The organism is Marinococcus sp. LNHM5E3-2.1 (assembly GCF_056034365.1).
The window spans coordinates 91,984-112,803 of sequence record NZ_JBQLIB010000005.1 but is presented as its reverse complement, the minus strand read 5'-3'; the positions used below and the strand labels follow the sequence as shown (position 1 = coordinate 112,803).

Sequence of the window (20,820 nt, the reverse complement as noted above, 5' to 3'; positions counted from 1 at the left end):
TGCCATCAGCCAGAAGTTATAATGACGGTTGTGTAAAAGACAGCCTGGGCAAGCCTTGCATGTGCTTTCCATTTTGCTCCTTGCTTTCAGCAAGGTGTGTTGCGTAACCCCTAGCTGTCGGGGCGAAGACATACGAGGGCAAAATGAGCATGACGGGAGATTCGCCAACAGTGTTTTTATACCAAAATTTGTTTTAATAGAGGAGGATGCCATTATGGCACGCTATACAGGTCCAACCTGGAAAAAGTCCCGCCGCTTCGGCATCTCTCTCAGTGGTACAGGAAAAGAACTCGAAAAACGTCCTTATCCGCCGGGAGAGCATGGTCCAACGCAGCGCAGAAAATTATCCGAATACGGTGTTCAGCTGCAGGAAAAACAGAAGCTTCGTTTCATGTACAACTTAAATGAGCGCCAATTCCTGCGCACATTTAACATCGCCGGCAAATTGCCTGGTGTACACGGCGAAAACTTCCTGATTCTGCTTGAATCCCGTCTCGATAACCTTGTTTATCGTCTCGGTCTTTCCCGCACCCGCCGCGGTGCACGCCAGCTGGTCAACCATGGCCACATCACTGTAGACGGTAATCGTGTAGATATCCCGTCTTACCGCGTAGAGCCAGGAAAAACCATCAGTGTTCGTGAAAAATCCCGCAACATGAGCGCTATCCAGGAAGCACTTGAAGCTAATTCTTTCGTTCCGGAATATCTCACGTTTGATGCTGACAACCTTCAGGGCACGTACAGTCGTTACCCTGAACGTTCTGAGCTTCCTGCGGAAATTTCCGAAGCACTAATCGTTGAGTACTACTCTCGTTAATAGTAAAAATCCCGTGCAGATATCGATCTGCACGGGATTTTTATGTTTGTCCGGCTTTTTTCAGCCGGTTTTATCCATTGTTTTTTAAAATCAGAAAATATTTCTTTTTACCTCTGCGCATAATGATAAATTGATCGTCAATTAAATCATTGTTCCCTACAGTTTTGTCTGTACTCTGTTCTCTTTTACCATTAATATACACAGCACCGTTCTGTACATCTTCCCTGGCCTGTCGTTTTGAACCTGCTATTCCCGCTTGAACTAAAAGATCCACCAGGTTTTGTTCTTCTGCTTCCATCGTGTACGATGGTACATCTTTGAAACCCTGGGCTATTTCATCTGCTGTCAGTGCTGTCAGCTCGCCTCCGCCAAAAAGAGCTTTCGTAATGTTTTCAGCCTGATTCAGTGCTTCCCCGCCGTGGACAAACGAGGTGATTTCCTGCGCCAGTCTCCGGTGAGCTTCTCTTTTTTCAGGCTCTGTCTGCATCTTTTCTTCAAGCTCTTTCATTTCTTCATGATCAATAAACGTAAAGTAGCGTATAAATTTTAATACATCGCGATCGTCCGTATTAAGCAGAAATTGGTACATTTCATATGGAGATGTTTTTTCGGGATCGAGCCATATGGCGTAGCCGGCTGTTTTTCCAAATTTCGTGCCGTCGGCTTTGGTTACTAACGGGATTGTCATACCGTAAGCAGGGGATTTTTCCTCGTCTTCATATTCAAGACGACGAATCAGCTCTAAACCGGCAGTAATATTGCCCCATTGATCGCTGCCGCCGATTTGAAGCGTACAATGGTGATTTTTGTAGAGGTAGTAAAAATCAATTGACTGCATTATCTGGTAGCTGAATTCCGTAAAAGAAATGCCTTCGTGAATACGGGATTCCACCGATTCTTTCGCAAGCATATAATTGACACTGAAATGCTTCCCAAAGTCTCTAAGGAAGCTGATGAGAGTCATGCTTCCAAGCCAGTCATGGTTGTTTACTATTTCTGCACCATACGCACCGTCAAAATCGAGATATTTTTCAAGCTGGGTGCGGATTTTTTGTGAAAAACCTTCCACAATCTCTGGTTCATTCAGGGAGCGTTCTGCGTTTCTCCCGCTCGGATCCCCAATCATTCCTGTGCCACCGCCTACAAGAGCAATTGGCTGATGCCCGTGCAGCTGCATCCGGCGCATTAAAATAATAGTCAGCAGATGACCAATATGAAGACTGTCTCCCGTAGGATCGAATCCACAGTAAAAACGGAGCTGACCGTTGTTTAACTGATTCTTAAGTCCCTCTCTTTCTGTTACCTGATTCACAAGTCCTCTTTCTTCTAATTCCTCCCAAATGCCCATAACTTTCCCCTTTCTGGTTTAAAAACGCACTAAACTTGGATATATAAGTGTAGGTACATAAAAAAGTCCCTCTTCGCTTCGAAAAACGAAAAGGGACGATGATGACCGCGGTACCACCCTTATTGGAAGCATAAGCTTCCCGGCTTCATGTTGATAACGATGCATTACACCGTTTCAGACCTTTTTTAATCAAAGATCTGAAAGGAGCTCTGGATGTGTAATTCGCCAAAGGCTGCAGTTCGACTTTCAGCTAACGTCGACTCTCTGTGACTGTAGGTCCTATGGTTACTTTCATCCTTCATAGCTGTATGTTATAGTTTGTTTTCAAGTTTGCACTTCTTTTATTTTTAGCACAAGACTTTCAACACTGTCAATGTATGAATCCAAAGACAAAGCTACATAGAGAAGGGAGATCGTAATAATTATGGGGCGTCACGACCAAACAAGCTCTAGAAACACCTTACGCGTTGTTGGTCTTTCATTTCTCACCCTGTTTATTGTTTTTATTTTAGCTTTATTATTTATTGGGTCAATCGGTGCAGGCTTTTTCGCTTCCTTGGTTAAAGGACAGGAAGCTTACACGGAGGAAGAAATGCAGGAATCAATATATAGCTATGCCGAGAACAGCACCGTCCATTTTGCCAGCGGAGAGGAACTGGGAGAGCTGCCTTCAGAATTGGAGAGACAGCGTGTAGAACTCGATAACGTTTCAACCAACCTGCAGGACGCATTTTTGTCAACAGAGGATAGGGCTTTTTATGATCACAACGGAATTAATCCCCAGTCATTAATGCGCGCTACATACCAGGAGGTAACGAACTCTTCCACTCAAACGGGAGGGTCAACTTTAACCCAGCAGATCGTTAAAAACCAGCTGTTGACCAGAGAAGTATCCTTTGAAAGAAAAGCGAAAGAAGTCGCTTTGGCGATGAGAATGGAAACGTACTTTTCGAAAGATGAAATATTTCAGGCTTATATGAATATCGTTCCATTCGGCCGTAATGCCAATGGGGAAAATATCGCAGGGGCCCAGGCAGCCGCCCAGGGAATATTTGGCGTTGACGCCTCTGAACTGAACGTGGCCCAGTCCGCCTACATTGCCGGACTCCCGCAAAACCCTTACACCTACACCCCATTTGAAAGTAACGGGGAAATAAAAGACGACCTCTCTCAAGGGCTGAACAGGAAAGATGAAGTCTTAAACAATATGCTCGAAGTAGAGTCCATTTCCCAGGAAGAATATGATGAAGCAATGGATTACGATATTCGCGACAATCTTGCTGAACCAAAAGAAGAAGTAGCACAGGAATACCCTTATTTGATTAATGAAGCTCAGCGCAGAGCTACAAGGATTATGCGCGAAGAAATGCTTGCCGAAGACGACGTTCAATTAGAAAATTTATCAGACGAAGAGCGTCAGGAAACCATTCAGCAATATAACCAGGAAGCAGGCCGGGAAGTTGCTGAAGGCGGGTATGATATTGAACTGACGGTTCATAAAGACACCTATGATGCTATGCAGGAAGCTGTAGATGGCAACGACTACTTTGGCCCCGAAAAAGAGGGCGAAGCAGAGCAGGTCGGCGGTATGATGATTGAAAATAACAGCGGTGCTATTTTAAGCTTCGTCGGAGGTCGTGATTTTGAAACAAGTTCATTAAACTACGCTACCCAGACGCGCAGGCAGAACGGCTCAACCATGAAACCGCTGCTTGATTATGGCCCCGCCATTGAAGAAGGCCTTCTGCATCCCGGACAGACGCTGCTCGATATTCCTACCGAATACGGAGGAGACGATGACGAGCTCAATAACTTTGACGGAGAGTATGAAGGCTTTATCGACGCCAGAAGTGCTTTAGCCGAATCACGAAACATACCGGCAGTACGGGTGTTTGACATGCTGGACGAATCGACCAGAGAAGAAGCTCTTAATGATCTTGGTATGGGCAATGTAGTCGAAAACGGCATTTCTTCTTCCACTGCCATCGGCGGACTCAGCCGCGGCGTAAGTGTAGAACAAAACACAAGCGCGTTTACGACCTTTCCTGCCGGAGGAGAACATCATGAACCTTACATGGTAGCTTCTATTACCGCCAGTACAGACGAAGCTGTTTTCGAACATGAAGAAGAATCCACCAATCCTTTTTCGGAGCAGACCAGCTTCCTTATTACAGATATTCTTCGTGACGTATTAGGATCAGACGGTACTGCAAGCTCTCTTCCCGATCGTCTGAATATTGACGGTGACTGGGCCGGAAAGACGGGTACGACAAATAATCAGATCGACTCCTGGTTCGTCGGCTATAATCCCAACGTAACCTTCGGCCTATGGCTTGGGTATAATGAACAGATTGGCATTGAAGATGCGCAGGGGCTCTCTTATTCGCAGAGAACTCAGCAGATTTGGGCCGATATTATGAATGCCGCTTCCGAGACGGAGGACGATTTAATCGGGACTGGGGACACATTCTCTGAACCGGATGGCATATCTACAGAAGAAATATGCGGACTCTCCGGTCAACAGCCTACCGATTTGTGTGAAGAAGCAGATCTGGTGAATGAAGATATTCTCAATGAAGAATTCGCTCCTACTGAAGAGGATGACAGTCTCGAAGAAATTGAATATGTAACCATCGACGGAGATCGTTACCCTGGGTACGATGATACTCCTTCTGAATTTATGGAAGATGGCATTTCTTTAAATGACGAATACCTTTTGGACGGCGATGAAGAAGAGATTCAGGAATATCTGCCGGACGATTGGGATAATATTGTTCCAGATGAAGATGCTCCTGAAAATAACAGGGACCCTTCCCGTGTGACTGGAGTCTCTAATGATGGCGGAACCCTCACCTGGTCAGCCTCCGATGATAATGATGTGATCGGCTATCGTATCTTTAATGACGGCGACGAAGTTGACAATGTAATCGACCGGGAAACCACAGAATTTGATACTGATGGAAACGGCGAGTATACTGTCCGCGCCGTAGATACTCACGGCAGGGAATCAAATGATTCCAGCGGAGCTGACGTCAGCGGTTCGAATGGCGATGGCGACAATAACAGCAATGATAATTCTGACGACAACAATGACTCCGGCAATAACAATTCCGGAAGCAACGAAGACTCAGACAGCAGCGACTCAGAAAACAACAATAATGACTCGGGCAATGATGACGCTGAAGAAAATACCGGCAGTAATGGTTCTTCAAACAACGATAATGAAAATCAAAACTCTGAAGACCAGGACACAAGCGACAACTCCGGCAGTGATAATGAAGAAAACAGCACAGATGAAAATAACGAAAACGAAGGCGGGGATAATTCCTCTTCTGAAGATTCTTCCGGCGACAGCCCGGGGGAATCTGAGGATAACTCTTCGGAGCCATCAGGCAATGACAGCAATGATAGCTCCGATGAAAACACAAACGAATCGAATACGGCGGATGAAGCAGAAAATGACGGAAGTTCAACAGACGAAGAAGAATCCACTGAAGACAGCAGCAATGAAGACTCTTCCGCTCCTTCCGGAGACGGGGACGCTGAGGAAACCGAAGACTCCGGCGCCTCCACTGATGAAGAGGATTCCACTGAGGACTCCTCTTCTGCTCCTTCCGGGGATGGTGGCTCTGACGAGACTGAAGACTCCGGCGCCTCCACTGATGAAGAGGATTCCGCTGAGGACTCCTCTTCTGCTCCTTCCGGGGATAGTGACACTGAGGAAACCGAAGACTCCGGCGCCTCCACTGATGAAGAGGATTCCACTGAGGACTCCTCTTCTGCTCCTTCCGGGGATGGTGGCTCTGACGAGACTGAAGACTCCGGCGCCTCCACTGACGAAGAGGATTCCACTGAGGACTCCTCTTCTGCTCCTTCCGGGGATAGTGACACTGAGGAAACCGAGGATTCCGGCGCCTCCACTGATGAAGAGGATTCCGCTGAGGACTCCTCTTCTGCTCCTTCCGGGGACAGTGGCTCTGACGAAACCGAAGACTCCGGCGCCTCCACTGACGAAGAGGATTCCGCTGAGGACTCCTCTTCTGCTCCTTCCGGGGACGGGGACACTGAGGATACCGGAGAGTCTGAGGCCTCGTCTACAAATGAAGAAGCCCCTGGCGAAAATTCTTCGCCAGAGACTTCAAGTGATACTGAAAATGAAACAGATGAAAGCAGTTCTTCCGAACAAGAAGAGTAGGGAAGTAAAAAGCCATTATGTATTGAAATTAAGAATTAAGCCATCTGGGCCAGTCCAATCCACACCAGTAATATTGCAATAGGCACTGAAACCATTCCTGCTGTCCGCAGAAAACGTCGATTTTCTTTACTTCCTTTAAATATTAAATAGAAACTTTCCAGTAAAATAATAATACCGATAATTAAAGCAACCAAGACCGCCTCGCCCCCTTTCTATTCTTTCTGTATATCATACCTGAAGGGTCATTAGAAATAAAGAAGCCTCCGTACATGATAAGTACGGAGGCTTCTTACATTTTCACACTCTAGTCTTCCATAGTAGAAAGATCACCAGTAGGTAGATCAAGCTCCCATGCTTTCAAGACACGGCGCATAATCTTACCACTTCTTGTTTTCGGAAGTGATTTACGGAATTCAATTTCTTTCGGCGCAACGTGACCAGCAAGTTCTTTTTTCACGAAGTTTTGAATTTCTTCCTTCAACTCGTCTGAAGCTTCATATCCTTCCCGCAGGGCTACAAATGCTTTAATGATTTCCCCGCGTACCGGGTCCGGCTTACCAATAACCCCTGCTTCACCTACAGCCGGGTGTTCAACCAGTTTGCTTTCTACTTCAAATGGTCCGACTCTTTCACCAGCAGTCATGATGACATCATCTACACGACCCTGGAACCAGAAGTAGCCATCTTCGTCCATATAAGCAGAGTCACCGGATACGTACCAGCCGTTCAATTCAAAATAGCTGTCAAATTTTTCTTTTCTATTCCAAATAGCTCTCATCATTGCCGGCCAGGTTGGCTTGATAGCCAGATTACCCATTCGGTTCGGCGGAAGCTCATTTCCCTGATCATCGACAATTGCACCGTAGACTCCTGGGATTGGTTTCCCCATGGACCCGGCTTTAATTGTCATTGCCGGATAGTTACATATCATCATTGCACCTGTCTCTGTCATCCACCATGTGTCATGAATGCGGAGATTAAATGCTTTTTCACCCCAGCGTACCACTTCTGGATTTAACGGCTCCCCGACACTCAAAATGTGTCGCAGCGAAGAAAGATCATATTCTTTCACAAGCTCGTCCCCGGCGCTCATGAGCATCCGGAAAGCAGTTGGTGCACTGTACCATACGGATACATTGTATCTATCCAGAGTATCATACCAGTCCTGTGCGCTGAAGCGGCCGCCGCGCACCACGTTTGTTACGCCGGCAAGCCATGGACCGAATATACCGTAGGATGTGCCAGTTACCCAGCCAGGATCGGCTGTACACCAGTATACATCCCCGTCTTTCAAATCCAACACCCATTTCGCTGTCTGATAGTGCTGTATCATGGCATTGTGTACGTGATAAACGCCCTTAGGCTTTCCAGTAGACCCTGAAGTATAATGCAGAATCAGTCCGTCTTCACGGTCTACCCATTCCGGTTCAAAATCGCTGCCCGCCTGCTGAAGTCTTGCATCAAAATCCAAAAATCCGCCTTTTTCATCATCTACGCCTCCGTGGATGAACACCGTTTCCAGATTTGGAAGATCATCAAACGGTACCCGTTCTACTAACTGAGGCGTTGTAACGAGTGCTTTTGCTTCGCTGTCTTCAAGACGGTCCCGGACAGCTCCTTCCATGAAGGCTTCAAACAATGGGCCAACGATAGCGCCCACTTTAATTGCACCTAGAAGAGCAAAGTAAAGTTCGGGAGAACGGGACATGAAAATGAAGACGCGGTCTCCTTTCTCAATACCTGCTTCTTTCATTACATTTGCTGCTTTGTTTGTGTATTTTTTCATATCCGCAAATGTATACTCCTCTTTGCGGCTTCCATCTAAATAATGAAGTGCTACCTGGTTTTGCTTATCAGGATTCTCAGCATGGCGATCAATTGCTTCGTATGCCATGTTTACTTTTCCTGTTTCGTGCCAAGAGAATTGTTTTTCGATTTCCGACCAGTCGAAGTTTTGTTTTGCTTCTTCGTAGTCTTGTAGGTTGTAATTTCCGTCAATTGGTGGAAGCGTTTGCACTTTCATTTGAAACATTCCCTTCTATCGATCTTAATTTGCACAAATTCATTATAATATAAGTTCATACATTGTTCAATTCTTTCATTTCTTAATATTCTCATTTCTTCCACCAATCTGAAGTAATTTTCTGATATGATAATAATGTAAGCAGTACCATAGGTGGATGAAGGATGGTGTACATGATTCACAAAAAGACCTATTATTCCAGGGAAATCGCATGGAACAACCACACTTTGCTCATGGAAGGCCCTGTTTCCGGTAAAACACTTCACGATTACGACTTTCATCCAGGCCTTACAGCGTTTCGTTCCCATGAAGAACAAAAAAAGGCATTGATTGGCATTGCTGATCTTCCTGAAGGGCGTATTAATATTGTCGCTGATGGCAAAACGATTGTCGGCTATGTCACATTTGTCTATCCGGATCCTTTAGAGCGCTGGTCGGAAGCCCGGCTGGACAGTCTCCTGGAGCTTGGGGCCATCGAAATAGCCAAAGAGTACAGGGGAGCTAAAATTGGCAAACGTCTGTTAGAGTTTTCTGTGCTCGATGATGCCATGGAAGACTATATTATCATTACCACAGAATACTACTGGCACTGGGATCTCAAATCAAGCGGCTTAACCGTATGGGAATATAGAAAGCTTATGGAAAAAATGATGAATGCCGGCGGGCTCGAATGGATGGCCACAGATGATCCTGAAATTTGCTCTCACCCCGCAAATTGTTTAATGGTAAGAATTGGCTCACGTGTATCAGATACCGATATTCAACAATTTGATAACGTTCGTTTTACTAATAAATTTATGTTTTAACCGCCTGCACAGAGGAGGAATGTTTGCTTGTTCGTGGAAGAAATTATGGTTAAAGACGTCATAACAATTGAACGAACCACGCTTATACGCACAGCTTTGGAGCTTTTGGAAAAACACCGCATCCGGCATATACCTGTGATTGACGAAAACCGTTATGTCGTTGGTATTGTAGCGGACAGGGATATCCGCGATGCCAGCCCTTCCATTTTTCAGCCCGGCGATGATAAAAAAGAATTGGAACAGCCCGTTTCCACAATTATGACTTTTCCCGTCGTTACCATCATGTCCTATGATCTGATGGCTGATGCCGCAGTAGTCTTATACGAGAACGATATCAGCGCTCTACCTGTCGTTTCCTCAGATGATAAACTGGTCGGCATACTGACTGAAACCAACGTTCTGCATACGTTAGTAAAAATGACAGGAGCCAATCAGCCGTCCTCCCAGATAGATGTTGTTGTTCCTAATTTATCCGGACAGCTGGCAGAATTATCATTGATTTTTAAAGAAAAAGGGACAAACGTTATCAGTGTACTGCTCTTTCCACACAATGAAATTGATAAGCAGGTGCTCAGCTTCCGGGTGCAGACAATGGATCCCCGAAGACTGATTGCTGCTATTGAAGAAAAAGGGTACACCGTACAATGGCCGAGAATGCCGGAGCCAGGATCATGACAATGAATCACGCTCTCGTTTATTCTCCGGATATGCCGCAGTACAAATTTAATGACGATCATCCTTTCAGCCCCCTCCGTCAGCAAATTACCTTTGATCTGCTATTGGAAATAGGGGCAATCAATGACAATCAGCTTATTCCGTCACGGATGGCAACGGATGAAGAAATAATGCTTGTACACGACCAACATTATGTGGAGGCGGTTAAAGCCGCCGGAAAAGGCGAGCTTAGTATTGGCGTTGCAAATAACTATGGCCTCGGAACAGAGGATACACCTATTTTTGACCATATGCATGAAGCTTCTGCCACGCTTGTCGGTGGTACACTTCAGGCTGTTGAAACGGTTCTCTCAGGTAAAGCAACTCATGCTTTCCACCTTGGCGGAGGCCTGCATCATGGCTTTCAGGGAAAGGCTTCGGGCTTTTGTGTATATAATGACAGCTCCATTGCCATTGAATACGCACGTAAACACTTCGGTGCACGCGTTTTATATGTTGATACCGATGCCCACCACGGAGATGGAGTCCAGTTTTCTTTTTACGAGGAACCAGATGTCTGCACACTGTCGATTCATGAAACAGGAAGATACCTGTTCCCAGGTACCGGCAGCGTTGGTGAGAAAGGCGCAGGACAGGGCTACGGCACTTCCATTAATATACCAGTGGACGCCTTTACAGAGGATGACTCTTTTCTTCATTGCTATGAAACAGCATTGCGGGAAGCAGCCGAGTTTTTCAAACCGGACGTCATTTTTACACTTAACGGAGCAGACGCGCACTATTTCGACCCACTCACTCATCTCTCCTTAAGCATCGAATCATACAAGGCCATTCCTGCTATCGCTCATCAAGTAGCCCATGAATACTGCGGTGGCAGATGGATTGCAGTAGGCGGCGGAGGCTACGACATGTGGAGAGTCGTACCAAGAGCCTGGGCGGCCGTGTGGCTTGAAATGAGTGAGCAGACCCAATTATACGAACAAAACTGTCCAGAAGAATGGCGGAGCCGCTGGGGAACAAATGCGCCTATTGAGCTACCAACCAAATGGCAGGATCCCGAGCAAATGTATGCTCCGATCCCAAGACGACCGGAAATTGAGGAAAAAAATATACGTTCATTAGAAAAAGCCCTTTTTCATATTAGAAATGAAAAAAGGCCGTGATTATAAAAAAGTAAGGGAAGCAGCCAGGCTGCTTCCCTTATTTTTCCGGGATAGTCGTTGATTGTCTGTACTCCAGACGGTGTGGAAGGACTACAGTGCTTTCATCCACTTCCTCTTTGTTCATAAACTTCGTCAAAAGCCGCATGGAAACTGCCCCGATATCATACATCGGCTGTACTACGGTCGTTAATGTCGGCCTTACCATTGTCGCAAGACGTGTATTGTCAAAGCCGATGACATTTACCTGATCCGGTACGCTGAAGCCATCATCCTGAAGCCCGTGAATAACACCGAGAGCCATTTCGTCTGTAGAAGCAAAAATCGCAGTTGGAGGGTTTTCAAGCTTCATCAGGGACTGGGCAGCCCGTAGTCCCGAATCATATGAATAATCTCCTACTGTTACTAATTCCTCCTCAAAAGTAATATTGTTTTTATTCAGAGCTTCCTTATATCCGCTGAATTTTTTATATCCATTTACCGGATCCTCAAGAGAGCCGGAAACCATACCGATCCTCTGGTGGCCGCCTTCGATCAGTTCTTCTACAGCGTCAAAAGCAGCATCTGCATAATCAATGTTTACTGAAGGTACTTCCTTATTTTCATCAACTGTCGCAGCCAGAACGATCGGCACCGGGGAGTGCTTGAACTGTTCCACGTGCTCCTCAGTAATTTCGCCGCCCATAAATACAATCCCATCCACCTGTTTTTCAAGCAGCGTATTAATCAGATTAATTTCGCGGTCTTTATTCTGGTCGGAGTTGCTCAGGATGATATTGTATTTATACATCATCGCAATGTCTTCAATCCCCCGGGCCAGTTCGGCAAAGAAAATGCTTGATATATCCGGAATAATTACACCGACAGTGGTCGTTTTTTTGCTTGCAAGACCACGTGCTACAGCGTTTGGACGGTAACCGAGCCCTTCAATGGCATCCAGCACCTTTTTTCTTGTAGCTGGCTTCACGTTTGGATTGCCGTTCACTACACGCGAGACGGTCGCCATTGAAACGCCAGCCTCTCTTGCTACATCATAAATTGTTGTATTCACTAGTAATCCTCCTTCAAGTCCCTTTCATCCACTTCTTAACAGATGATGCTATCATATAATAATGGTTATCGCCTCTGCAATTCATTTATGAAAACTTTTCATAACTTCCTATTAGCAGGATGTATTCAAGGTTGTTCTGTTCTTCACAATCACAGATTTTCCAATCATACCATATTAAGCACAAAACGTCTTTATTCTTGATTTGGCTTGTTTTCAATTGTTTTCATTTTACTATGTTTTCATGCTTATTTTCAAGAAAACGCTATCAAATAATTTAAATTAATCAGCAGGGCTTATCACATAAAAAAGCACAGGACGCCCTGTGCTTTTCTTGTACTGAATTATGATTTGTATAATCCGGAAGCCCGTAAAGAATCCAGGAACGATTCAAATTGAGCAAGATCCATTTGCTGAGCGGAATCAGAAAGAGCAACAGCTGGATCAGGGTGTACTTCAGCCATGACTGCATCTGCACCGATAGCAAATGCTGCACGTGCTGTTGGTTCAAGCAGATCTCTTCTGCCCGTAGAGTGTGTCACATCCACCATCACTGGAAGGTGTGTTTCTTTTTTCAGAATTGGTACTGCAGAAATATCGAGGGTGTTTCTCGTTGCTTTTTCGTACGTACGGATGCCGCGTTCGCAAAGAATAATATTTTCATTCCCTTTAGCCAGAATGTATTCAGCACCTTTAATCAATTCATCGATAGTCGAAGACATGCCACGTTTCATTAAGACAGGTTTGTCTACGCCGCCCACTTCTTTTAACAGTTCAAAGTTTTGGGAGTTTCTCGCACCGACCTGAATAACGTCGAGGTAATCCAGTGACATCTCTACATCCTGCGGGCTCACAATTTCGCTGATCACTACCATATCCAGTTCATCAGCTACACGGCGCAGAATTTCAAGGCCTTCTTTGCCAAGTCCCTGGAAATCGTACGGGGAAGTTCTCGGCTTGAATGCCCCGCCGCGCAGAAGGCGAATGCCCTGGCTTTTCATGAATTTAGCTACTTCATATACCTGTTCGTAGCTTTCTACGGAACAAGGACCTGCAACAAGACGCTGAGAACCGTCTCCGATTTTCTCGCCCTTCAGGTCAACAATTGTATCTTCAGGCTTTTTCTTCCGGGATACCAGCAGTTCTTTACGATTATCGTCCTCTTGAAGCTCAAGGCCTGCCTGGAAGATTTGTTTGAAAATATGCTGAACCGTAGAAGTGTAGAAAGGCCCTTCGTTATGTTCTGCAATATGATCAAGCATGTGGCGCTCACGTACCGGATCGAACCGCTTCTGTCCAGACTTGCTTTTTACGTCCCCGATTTCCCGGACCAGGCGTCCACGTTCATTAATCAGTTCCAATAGCTTTACGTTCACATCATCCAATTGTTCTCTCAGGGCATCTAACTGTTCGTTACTCATACTCTCCACTCCTTCAGTCAATTACTTATCTTTTCGATTACGCCCCATTATAAACGAAGAATTCTGTTCTGTCAGCCCTTTTTTCTTTATTTCTTAAACGCTTTTAAGTGTTAAAGTATTTTTACCTTTAGAATAAGCTTTACGTCTATATTTAATTAAAAAAACATATTAAAAACCGCTGCGTTTGACGCAACGGCCTTAACTTTTACGTATTATTGCTGTTATTTTCTGTTGAATCTTTATGCAGATCGCGTACATCTTTTTTTACATCTTCTGCCGCTGCTTCTTCACTTTCATCAATACGTTCATTAAGTTCTTTGGCCAGCTCTTCAGCAGACTTTTCCTCGTTTTCTCCCGAGCTTCCTTTCACTCTTTCATATAAATGAGAAGATTGGGCAGAAACATTTTTGGCCAGCTCGCTGGACTTATCTTTAGCGCGATTTGCCCAATCACTGCCTTTTTCGTACGCCTCGGAAGTTAATCCGCTTGATTTCTGTTTTACTGACTGGGTGCCTTCAGAAAGATCCTGGCGCCATTCTTCCCCGGACTTTGGAGTAAGAAGCAGCGCTGTTGACGCCCCTACAATACTTCCTATAATCGTGCCAATAATAAAGTCTTTTGTGTTGTATGAAGCCATTCTTTATCGTCCCCTTTTATTTTGTCCGTTTTTTCCAGCGGGCATACAAATCAATAAAGGCATTCCCCCACTGAATCACCTGGGTGACCTGCTCTGATTGTTTTGAAGAATAATTGGAAACGGAATCGGCTACACGGCGGAATGAGTGGTTAACATTGTCCACCGATTCCCCGACATTTTGCAGCGACCCTACAAAACCATTAATACTTTCTGTTTTGGTCTGCACGTCTTCCATAATAGTATTAGAACGGTTAAGCATAGCCTCTGATTCCCTGGTAATGCCCTGTACCTGCTGCTCTACTTGTTCCATTGTATTCCCTACGCGCTCCATCATTGTGGTAGCTGTCTTCAGCGTTTTCACGAGGAAAATAATTAGAACGGCAAAAGCGATCGCTGCAATCAGCGCGCTTATGTATCCTAAAATAGCCATATCACAATACACCTCCTGTCGCCATTTTACCACTATTTGTTTGGTTTGAAACTCCATTCTTCATAGAGGTTCTTTCTATCCCACTGTTCCCTTTCCCGGTAAAAAGTATGCCTCTTGGATGAAAAAACAATCACCTGGATGCCGGTTCATCCTCTTTTTTGATAGTAATACCAAAAAAACGGAAAGCTTTTGCTTCCCGTCCTTTCAATTTTACTGTTTGGAGGATTCAAGGTGAGCTTCATAGGCACTTTGAAACTTTTGAATGTCTCCGGCTCCCATAAATAAAAGCACAGCATCATTATGCGTTTCAAGCACCTGGATACCGTCCTCCTGAATTATTCTTGCTCCAGGAATACGCTGCTTTAAATCATCTATGCTTAAGCTTCCATCCTTTTCCCTGGCTGAGCCAAAAATATCGCAAAGGTAAACATAGTCTGCCATCTGCAAACTGTCTGCGAAATCATCAAGAAAAGCCTTGGTTCTTGAAAACGTATGCGGCTGAAAAACAGCTGCTACCGAACGGCTAGGGTACTTTTGTTTCGCTGACTCAATGGTGGCACGGATCTCCGTAGGGTGATGGGCATAATCATCAATCAACACCTGAGACCCGGAGATTTTTTCTGTAAACCGGCGTTTTACCCCGCTGAAAGAAGCCAGTTGTTCACGGATAATAGAAGCGGGCACTTCTTCATAGTGGCAGATGGCAATAACGGCGAGCGCGTTTAAAATATGATGATTGCCATAGCCCGGAATAGTAAACCTGCCAAAACGGTCCCCGCGGATTTGTACATCAAAGCTGGTGCCGTTTTCGTCTACTAATATGTTTTCTGCATTAAAGTCATGCTTTCCTTCAATACCGTAATAAACAATTGGTACCGGAGCGTGCAGCTTTTGAAGATGCTCATCGTCACCGCAGGCCACAATACCCTTTTTTACTTTTTGAGCCATTTCATTAAATGCCTGCACGACATCGTCCACATCAGAAAAATAGTCCGGGTGATCAAAATCAATATTTGTCATGATGGCGTAATCAGGTACATAGTTTAAAAAATGACGACGGTATTCACAGGCTTCAAACGTAAAAAAGCGGCTGTTTTCCATACCCTTTCCTGTGCCGTCACCAATCAAGTATGAGGTCGGCTTATACGCCTCGAGCACATGGGCTAAAAGACCGGTGGTGGTCGTTTTGCCGTGAGAGCCTGCCACTGCTATCGATGTAAAATTCTGAAGAAATTCTCCTAAAAACTGAGGGTATGAATGAACTTCCAGTCCTGACTGTTTTGCCTTTTTCACTTCTTCGTGTGTATCACCATAAGCTGCTGAAGCAACTACTGTCTGGCCTTCCTGGATGTTATCAGCCTGAAAAGGAAGAATAGAGATATTTTTCTTTTCAAGAGGCTGCTGGGTAAAAAACGTTTTTTCAACATCTGAGCCCTGTACAGTGTGATTCATATCGTGCAGAATCTGGGCAAGAGCACTCATACCGGATCCTTTAATTCCAATAAAATGATAATTAGACATATTGTCTTCCTCCGTTCTTTCAAAAAACCTTGCCGCCGAAACGCACAGGTGAAAGAGATCGTTTTTCATGGTGTGTATCATATGTAAACATACTTGTCTTATTATAGCAAAAACCTTTAGTTCCTCCAATGGAACGACTTGAATTGGGCAGAAAAGCCTGAATCCCGTCTTCGTTTCAGGTTAAAAACTAACAGACGGGAGCGCAAACTGCAGCCAGGAGGCCCCTTTTTCTTTATGCCACCTAATGTGTTCTTCCCTTTGGTAAGCTTTTTCCGCCTCAAGCATAAGTGCCTGAAAACCTTCGGCATCAACCCGAAGCGGTACTGCCTGTCCCAGACGGGTGTCCTCAAAGCCTACACGTGCTGTCCGAACAAGCCAGATGGAGGATACAGCCGGCTCCAAAGCAGCGTCCTGCTGCACCCGGTTTGAAAATTCCTGCCTCCCTACTGCCCTAACCCAGTAGTTTTTTTCATTCAATTCCACCGGCATCCAGGAAGCTGTTAACAGCAGACCCCCGAGCTGGAGATCCATGCGGGTCCTCTCAGTCAGCGTCTGCTTTAAGAACATATCAAATAAATGCGTTCCGATGATAGTCACATAGTCATATGAAAACCATTCCTCAAACAGCATGTCCCACGGTTTCTTTTCCACCTGGTCCACCGCGATCCCGGTCTGTTCGGCAAAAAGATGCTTGGCACGCACCTTTTCACGCAGGTTCGTATTTTCTTCTTTCCAGGCTTTAAATGCTGCAAGCAGGCTTTCGAGGCACCGGTCCGCTTCCGCCTGCCGGCGCTGTCGATACCTTTGTATATCCGAACGCACGGCCAAGAACTCCTTTCTGGGAAAATTAATACTCTACGAGCTCCATTCGATTATTAGGGCGGTATTTCCGCCCCGCTTTAGCTTCATGTTTTCCATTTAGCAATACATTGTCTCCCGTAAAACCGATATGGATTTTTAATAAACTGCTGCCAATACCATAAATATCAACAGGAACGTCTTTTGCTTCATATTCCTCAATACGGGCCGCGTTGAAACCACCACTTACCATTATTTTAACATGCCGAAATCCTTCTTCGTCCAACACTCTACGTAAGGCAAAAATCAGTTCGGGATTGGCGCCGGTAGGATTAAAAGAGCCAAGCACCTCCGGATGCCGGCAGAAATATTGATCCACCATACTGCCTGACGTATCGAGACGCACTGTCTGGAGCTCCCTGCCGAATTCCCTGGCAACCTTCAAAGAGTCGGTAATAACATCATTATTGTAATCCACCAGTGCTACGAGTTCATCTTCAGGGAATGTTTCTTTGTACGCGCGTGTCGCCTGAATAATGTCTCCCTCGAAGAGCTGGAGAAGGGCGTGCGGCATCGTGCCCATCCCCTTTTTGCCCCACCATTCACTCATCGCGTGAGTCGCCTGAGCCTTGGAGCCTCCAATAAAAGCACTGTACCCATCTCCTGCCTGCTGCGTGAAATGATCATCCCGGTCTCCCATAAAAATTACGGGCTTTTTTCTTCCGGAAATTTTTGCCGCATTCACGACATTAAAGACATTTGTAGCAACAGATGTACGCCTCGCAAGTATACCGTCGATCAGGCCTTCAAGGAAGCCGAAATCCTGGTACTTTCCTTCCACGGTCATTACCGTTTCATACGGTTCGATTTTGTTGCCGTCTTCAAGGGCATGAATAACAAGTTCTCCCGGATTGGAGGAGAAGGTTTTCACTAAAGCCACCGCTTCATCCACTCCGCATAAAACGGCGTGATCCTTTTGAAAAAACTGCATCAGCACACGTTCTTCCGGCTTGTATTTTTCTGCGATTTTTTTGGTCTTCAAAAAGTATACTGCGGAGAACCAGCCTTCCTTTACCCGTTCGTCGAATTTAAAGGTTTCGTTTGTTAATCGTTTTTGTTTTCCTTGCAGTTTGAGTTCAATCTCTTTCATAACAGCTGCTCCTTAACCTATGTATCAGAATAAGAGCCCGTGATTTTCCACGGGCTGCTTGTTTTTATTCTATTTATCATATAAAACCTTCCACGGGAAAGCAAGCCTATACCGACTGTTCCCACTCCTGCCGGGTTACTAATACATTCCTCGGCTTGCTTCCTCTCGCCTCTGAAACAATACCGCGGTTTTCCATCGTATCGATCAGCTTGGCCGCGCGATTATACCCTAAAGAAAAACGGCGCTGCAGCTGGGAGGCGGAAGCCTGCTTCTGATCAATAACGAATTCACACGCATTATCATAGAGGGGATCCTGATGCTCTTCTTTTTCGAGGTGCTTCTGCAGCTCCTCTTTTTGGAACTGATAAACAGGCTTTTTCTGTTCTTTTACAAAGTCTGTCACGGCATCTATTTCTTCATCTGTTACAAATGTTCCCTGGACACGGGTTGGTTTGGATGCTCCGTTCGGATAGAAAAGCATGTCGCCCTTGCCAATTAACCGCTCAGCGCCTCCCCCGTCCAAAATAGTCCGTGAGTCGACCTGGGAGGAGACAGAAAATGCTATTCTCGTTGGAATGTTTGCTTTAATAAGACCTGTAATAACGTCTACTGATGGACGCTGCGTCGCCACAAGCAGGTGCATGCCGCAGGCTCTTGCTTTCTGCGCAATACGGCAGATCGCATCCTCCACATCCTGGGGCGACACCATCATCAGGTCTGCCAGTTCATCAATTACAATGACAAGGTACGGCATTTTATCGGCATAGCGCCCCTGTTTTTCCATGCGCTCGTTATATTTTTTCATATCGCGCACGCCTTCGCTGGCCAGCCGCTCGTAGCGGTCTTCCATTTCCTGGACCGCCCATTTCAACGCTCCCGTGGCTTCCTTGGCATCGTTTATTACCGGTGTAATAAGGTGAGGAACCTCCCGGTACGAAGCAAGCTCCACCATTTTAGGATCGATCAGCATCCATTTGCACTCTTCCGGAGAAGATTTATACAACAAACTCAACAGAATGGAGTTGATGCAGACACTCTTTCCTGACCCTGTAGCACCTGCAATCAACCCGTGCGGCATGTTTTGCAGATCAGCTATGACAGGGTTGCCGCCGATGTCGAGACCCATGGCTACTGAGAGCGGCGATTGATGATTTTTAAATACGTCCCGGCGGAGAATTTCCCGTAAAAATACCGGTGCAGATGTCGGATTGGGCACTTCAATACCAATAGCATTCTTTCCCGGGATAGGGGCTTCCATTCTTAAATCCTTCGCCGCGAGCGCCATTTTAATATCATCTGTCAGGTTAGTCACTTTTGTCACTTTTACTCCCGGCGCCGGCTGGACTTCAAACCTTGTCACCGACGGTCCTTTTGTAATCTGGGAAACCTTTGCATCCACATGAAAGTTTTTCAACGTAGTTTCAAGCTGTTCTTTCTGCTCTTCAAGCTCACTCTCGTCCTCATCTTCTTTTTTAGGAGGAATATTGAGCAGTTGAAGTGATGGCAACTGGTATCCATTTTGTTTTGACTGCTGCTGAACGGAACGCTTATCTTTAGGATACATCATGACATTAAAAGGGGTAGATGTGGACGTCCGTTTGCTGCCATTTTGTTTTTTCGCCGGTGCTTTCGGCTTTTCTTTCACTGATGAAGGCGAAGGAGTTTTCAGCTCTGTTTTCGGTTCCTTTTTATTCACGGGCAGTTCGCTTTTTTCCGGTGCTGGCACAGGCTTGTTTTCTACTGCTGCCGGTTTTATTTCCTGCGCTTCTTCTGTGACAGACTCCGGAGGACTTTCTTCTTTCCAATGGATGGAGGCCGTCTGAGGAGCCTGCTCTTGTTCCGGCACCTCTTCTTCGATGGGGTCTTTACCTGCTTCTTCCTCCGGTACTATTTCAAACGAAGTGCCTGAGTGAAACAGCTCAGAGTCTTTTTTTTCTTCTGACTCAGGTTCGTTCTCCGATATACTGTTCTCTGCTTCCTGGCTTTTTGTTTCCGAGTCCCATTTCCCGCTTCTCTGTGCCCTGCTGATTTCCATAAAGCGGTCGGTATCTTCCTGCAGAATGGAAGGTGCCTTCCGCTTTCGTCCCGCTTCTTTCTCTTCGACCTGCTTCGTTACGGAGGAAGGCCTTCTGTCTCCCGCGCGGATTGAATTCAGGAAAGCGATATCCTCCCGAATCTGTTCCTGCACAGATGTTTCCTTTCTGTTTTCCGCCTCCGGATCTCTTAAATTACCCTGATGCAGGTCGGCCTGCTGATATCCAAATATAGGGGAAGGGATACTGCCTGCTTCAAAGTTTTTTCCCCGAAAATAGCCGGACTCCTCTGTTCCGGCCTTTTTTTCTCCTCTAGACTCAGAACGTTTAGAGTTTTTTCCGCTGCGTTCCTGTTCGGTTTCCCCGCGGTCGTGTCCAGCTGTGCGCGATTCAGCAGAGGCTCCCGAGAGCTTTGCTGCGCTCGGCCGGTCAGGGGCTCGGGCGCTGCTTTTTTGTTGTTGTGCTTCCTCATAGCTTTTAGGATAAACGTTAAACATTTTCACCGGCTCAGATTCCTGATACGTCATTCTCGCTATGTATGGAGGAGGATCCTCTCCGGAGCGCTTTATACGATTTTCACGGTTGCTGTCCTCTGGCTGTTCTTCATCGTTAAAAAGAAAATGCTGCATTCTTTTCATCCATTGTTGAAAGGATGACGGCATTTTCAACCCCTCCTTTTCTTACCGGGCCTTTTTGAGTTTAATTTTCTGTACCTGCACAAGAAAAACCCCTAGCACGACTAGCGGTTTTTCATTCAC

General features: G+C 45.7%; 16 protein-coding genes and 1 other annotated feature. Of the genes, 5 read left to right on the top strand and 11 right to left on the bottom strand.

Annotated elements, in window-relative coordinates; translation table 11 throughout:
- Nucleotides 1-214 precede the first annotated feature (214 nt).
- Complete coding sequence (gene rpsD, locus ACTRXH_RS08245) at nt 215-817, top strand: 30S ribosomal protein S4 (protein ID WP_474281613.1); 603 nt, start codon at nt 215-217, stop codon at nt 815-817.
- Nucleotides 818-887: 70 nt separating this feature from the next.
- Here the strand turns inward: rpsD and tyrS are convergent, their stop codons facing one another.
- Nucleotides 888-2,165, bottom strand: coding sequence for a tyrosine--tRNA ligase (gene tyrS, locus ACTRXH_RS08240; protein WP_474281611.1), 1,278 nt, complete (start codon nt 2,163-2,165; stop codon nt 888-890).
- Nucleotides 2,166-2,253: 88 nt separating this feature from the next.
- Nucleotides 2,254-2,476: a binding site (T-box leader), on the bottom strand.
- A 113-nt stretch (nt 2,477-2,589) separates the two neighbouring features.
- On the opposite strand from tyrS, the gene ACTRXH_RS08235 reads away from it, so the two are divergent.
- Complete coding sequence (locus tag ACTRXH_RS08235; protein WP_474281609.1) at nt 2,590-6,360, top strand: transglycosylase domain-containing protein; 3,771 nt, start codon at nt 2,590-2,592, stop codon at nt 6,358-6,360.
- 35 nt (nt 6,361-6,395) lie between these two features.
- On the opposite strand, the gene ACTRXH_RS08230 is transcribed toward ACTRXH_RS08235, so the two are convergent.
- Nucleotides 6,396-6,554, bottom strand: coding sequence for a hypothetical protein (locus tag ACTRXH_RS08230; RefSeq protein ID WP_176967740.1), 159 nt, complete (start codon nt 6,552-6,554; stop codon nt 6,396-6,398).
- 110 nt (nt 6,555-6,664) lie between these two features.
- Nucleotides 6,665-8,383 carry an acetate--CoA ligase gene (gene acsA / locus ACTRXH_RS08225; protein ID WP_319631057.1) on the bottom strand — a complete coding sequence of 573 codons (1,719 nt, stop codon included), beginning with the start codon at nt 8,381-8,383 and terminating at the stop codon, nt 6,665-6,667.
- 173 nt (nt 8,384-8,556) lie between these two features.
- On the opposite strand from acsA, the gene ACTRXH_RS08220 reads away from it, so the two are divergent.
- Genes ACTRXH_RS08220 through ACTRXH_RS08210 form a run of 3 tightly spaced genes read left to right on the top strand, consistent with a single transcriptional unit; the run spans nt 8,557 to nt 11,027 of the window.
- Nucleotides 8,557-9,189 carry a GNAT family N-acetyltransferase gene (locus tag ACTRXH_RS08220; protein ID WP_322526385.1) on the top strand — a complete coding sequence of 211 codons (633 nt, stop codon included), beginning with the start codon at nt 8,557-8,559 and terminating at the stop codon, nt 9,187-9,189.
- Between the two features lie 33 nt (nt 9,190-9,222).
- Entirely contained in the window at nt 9,223-9,864 is a 642-nt protein-coding gene (locus ACTRXH_RS08215) for an acetoin utilization AcuB family protein (protein WP_474263003.1), read from the top strand.
- On the top strand, nt 9,861-11,027 hold the full coding sequence (locus ACTRXH_RS08210; protein WP_474262997.1) for an acetoin utilization protein AcuC: 1,167 nt from the start codon (nt 9,861-9,863) through the stop codon (nt 11,025-11,027). The genes ACTRXH_RS08215 and ACTRXH_RS08210 overlap by 4 nt, the downstream gene beginning before the upstream one ends.
- Nucleotides 11,028-11,064: 37 nt before the next feature.
- Here ACTRXH_RS08210 and ccpA read toward each other — a convergent pair whose 3' ends face one another.
- From ccpA to ACTRXH_RS08170, 8 genes are all read right to left on the bottom strand, one after another.
- Nucleotides 11,065-12,075 carry a catabolite control protein A gene (gene ccpA / locus ACTRXH_RS08205; RefSeq protein WP_474262995.1) on the bottom strand — a complete coding sequence of 337 codons (1,011 nt, stop codon included), beginning with the start codon at nt 12,073-12,075 and terminating at the stop codon, nt 11,065-11,067.
- Between the two features lie 341 nt (nt 12,076-12,416).
- Nucleotides 12,417-13,493 carry a bifunctional 3-deoxy-7-phosphoheptulonate synthase/chorismate mutase gene (locus ACTRXH_RS08200; protein ID WP_022795222.1) on the bottom strand — a complete coding sequence of 359 codons (1,077 nt, stop codon included), beginning with the start codon at nt 13,491-13,493 and terminating at the stop codon, nt 12,417-12,419.
- A gap of 205 nt (nt 13,494-13,698) precedes the next feature.
- Nucleotides 13,699-14,130 (bottom strand): YtxH domain-containing protein, encoded by a 432-nt coding sequence (locus ACTRXH_RS08195; RefSeq protein ID WP_474262993.1) that lies wholly within the window; start codon nt 14,128-14,130, stop codon nt 13,699-13,701.
- 16 nt (nt 14,131-14,146) lie between these two features.
- Nucleotides 14,147-14,560: a DUF948 domain-containing protein gene (locus tag ACTRXH_RS08190; protein WP_022795220.1), complete on the bottom strand. Its 414-nt coding sequence runs from the start codon at nt 14,558-14,560 to the stop codon at nt 14,147-14,149.
- Nucleotides 14,561-14,770: 210 nt separating this feature from the next.
- Nucleotides 14,771-16,081, bottom strand: coding sequence for a UDP-N-acetylmuramate--L-alanine ligase (gene murC / locus ACTRXH_RS08185; protein ID WP_474262991.1), 1,311 nt, complete (start codon nt 16,079-16,081; stop codon nt 14,771-14,773).
- A gap of 180 nt (nt 16,082-16,261) precedes the next feature.
- Nucleotides 16,262-16,903 (bottom strand): hypothetical protein, encoded by a 642-nt coding sequence (locus ACTRXH_RS08180; protein WP_474281607.1) that lies wholly within the window; start codon nt 16,901-16,903, stop codon nt 16,262-16,264.
- Nucleotides 16,904-16,928: 25 nt separating this feature from the next.
- A complete protein-coding gene (locus tag ACTRXH_RS08175) occupies nt 16,929-18,029 on the bottom strand; it encodes a nicotinate phosphoribosyltransferase (protein WP_474281605.1) in 1,101 nt (366 codons plus the stop codon).
- A gap of 106 nt (nt 18,030-18,135) precedes the next feature.
- On the bottom strand, nt 18,136-20,724 hold the full coding sequence (locus ACTRXH_RS08170; RefSeq protein ID WP_474281603.1) for a DNA translocase FtsK: 2,589 nt from the start codon (nt 20,722-20,724) through the stop codon (nt 18,136-18,138).
- Nucleotides 20,725-20,820 lie beyond the last annotated feature (96 nt).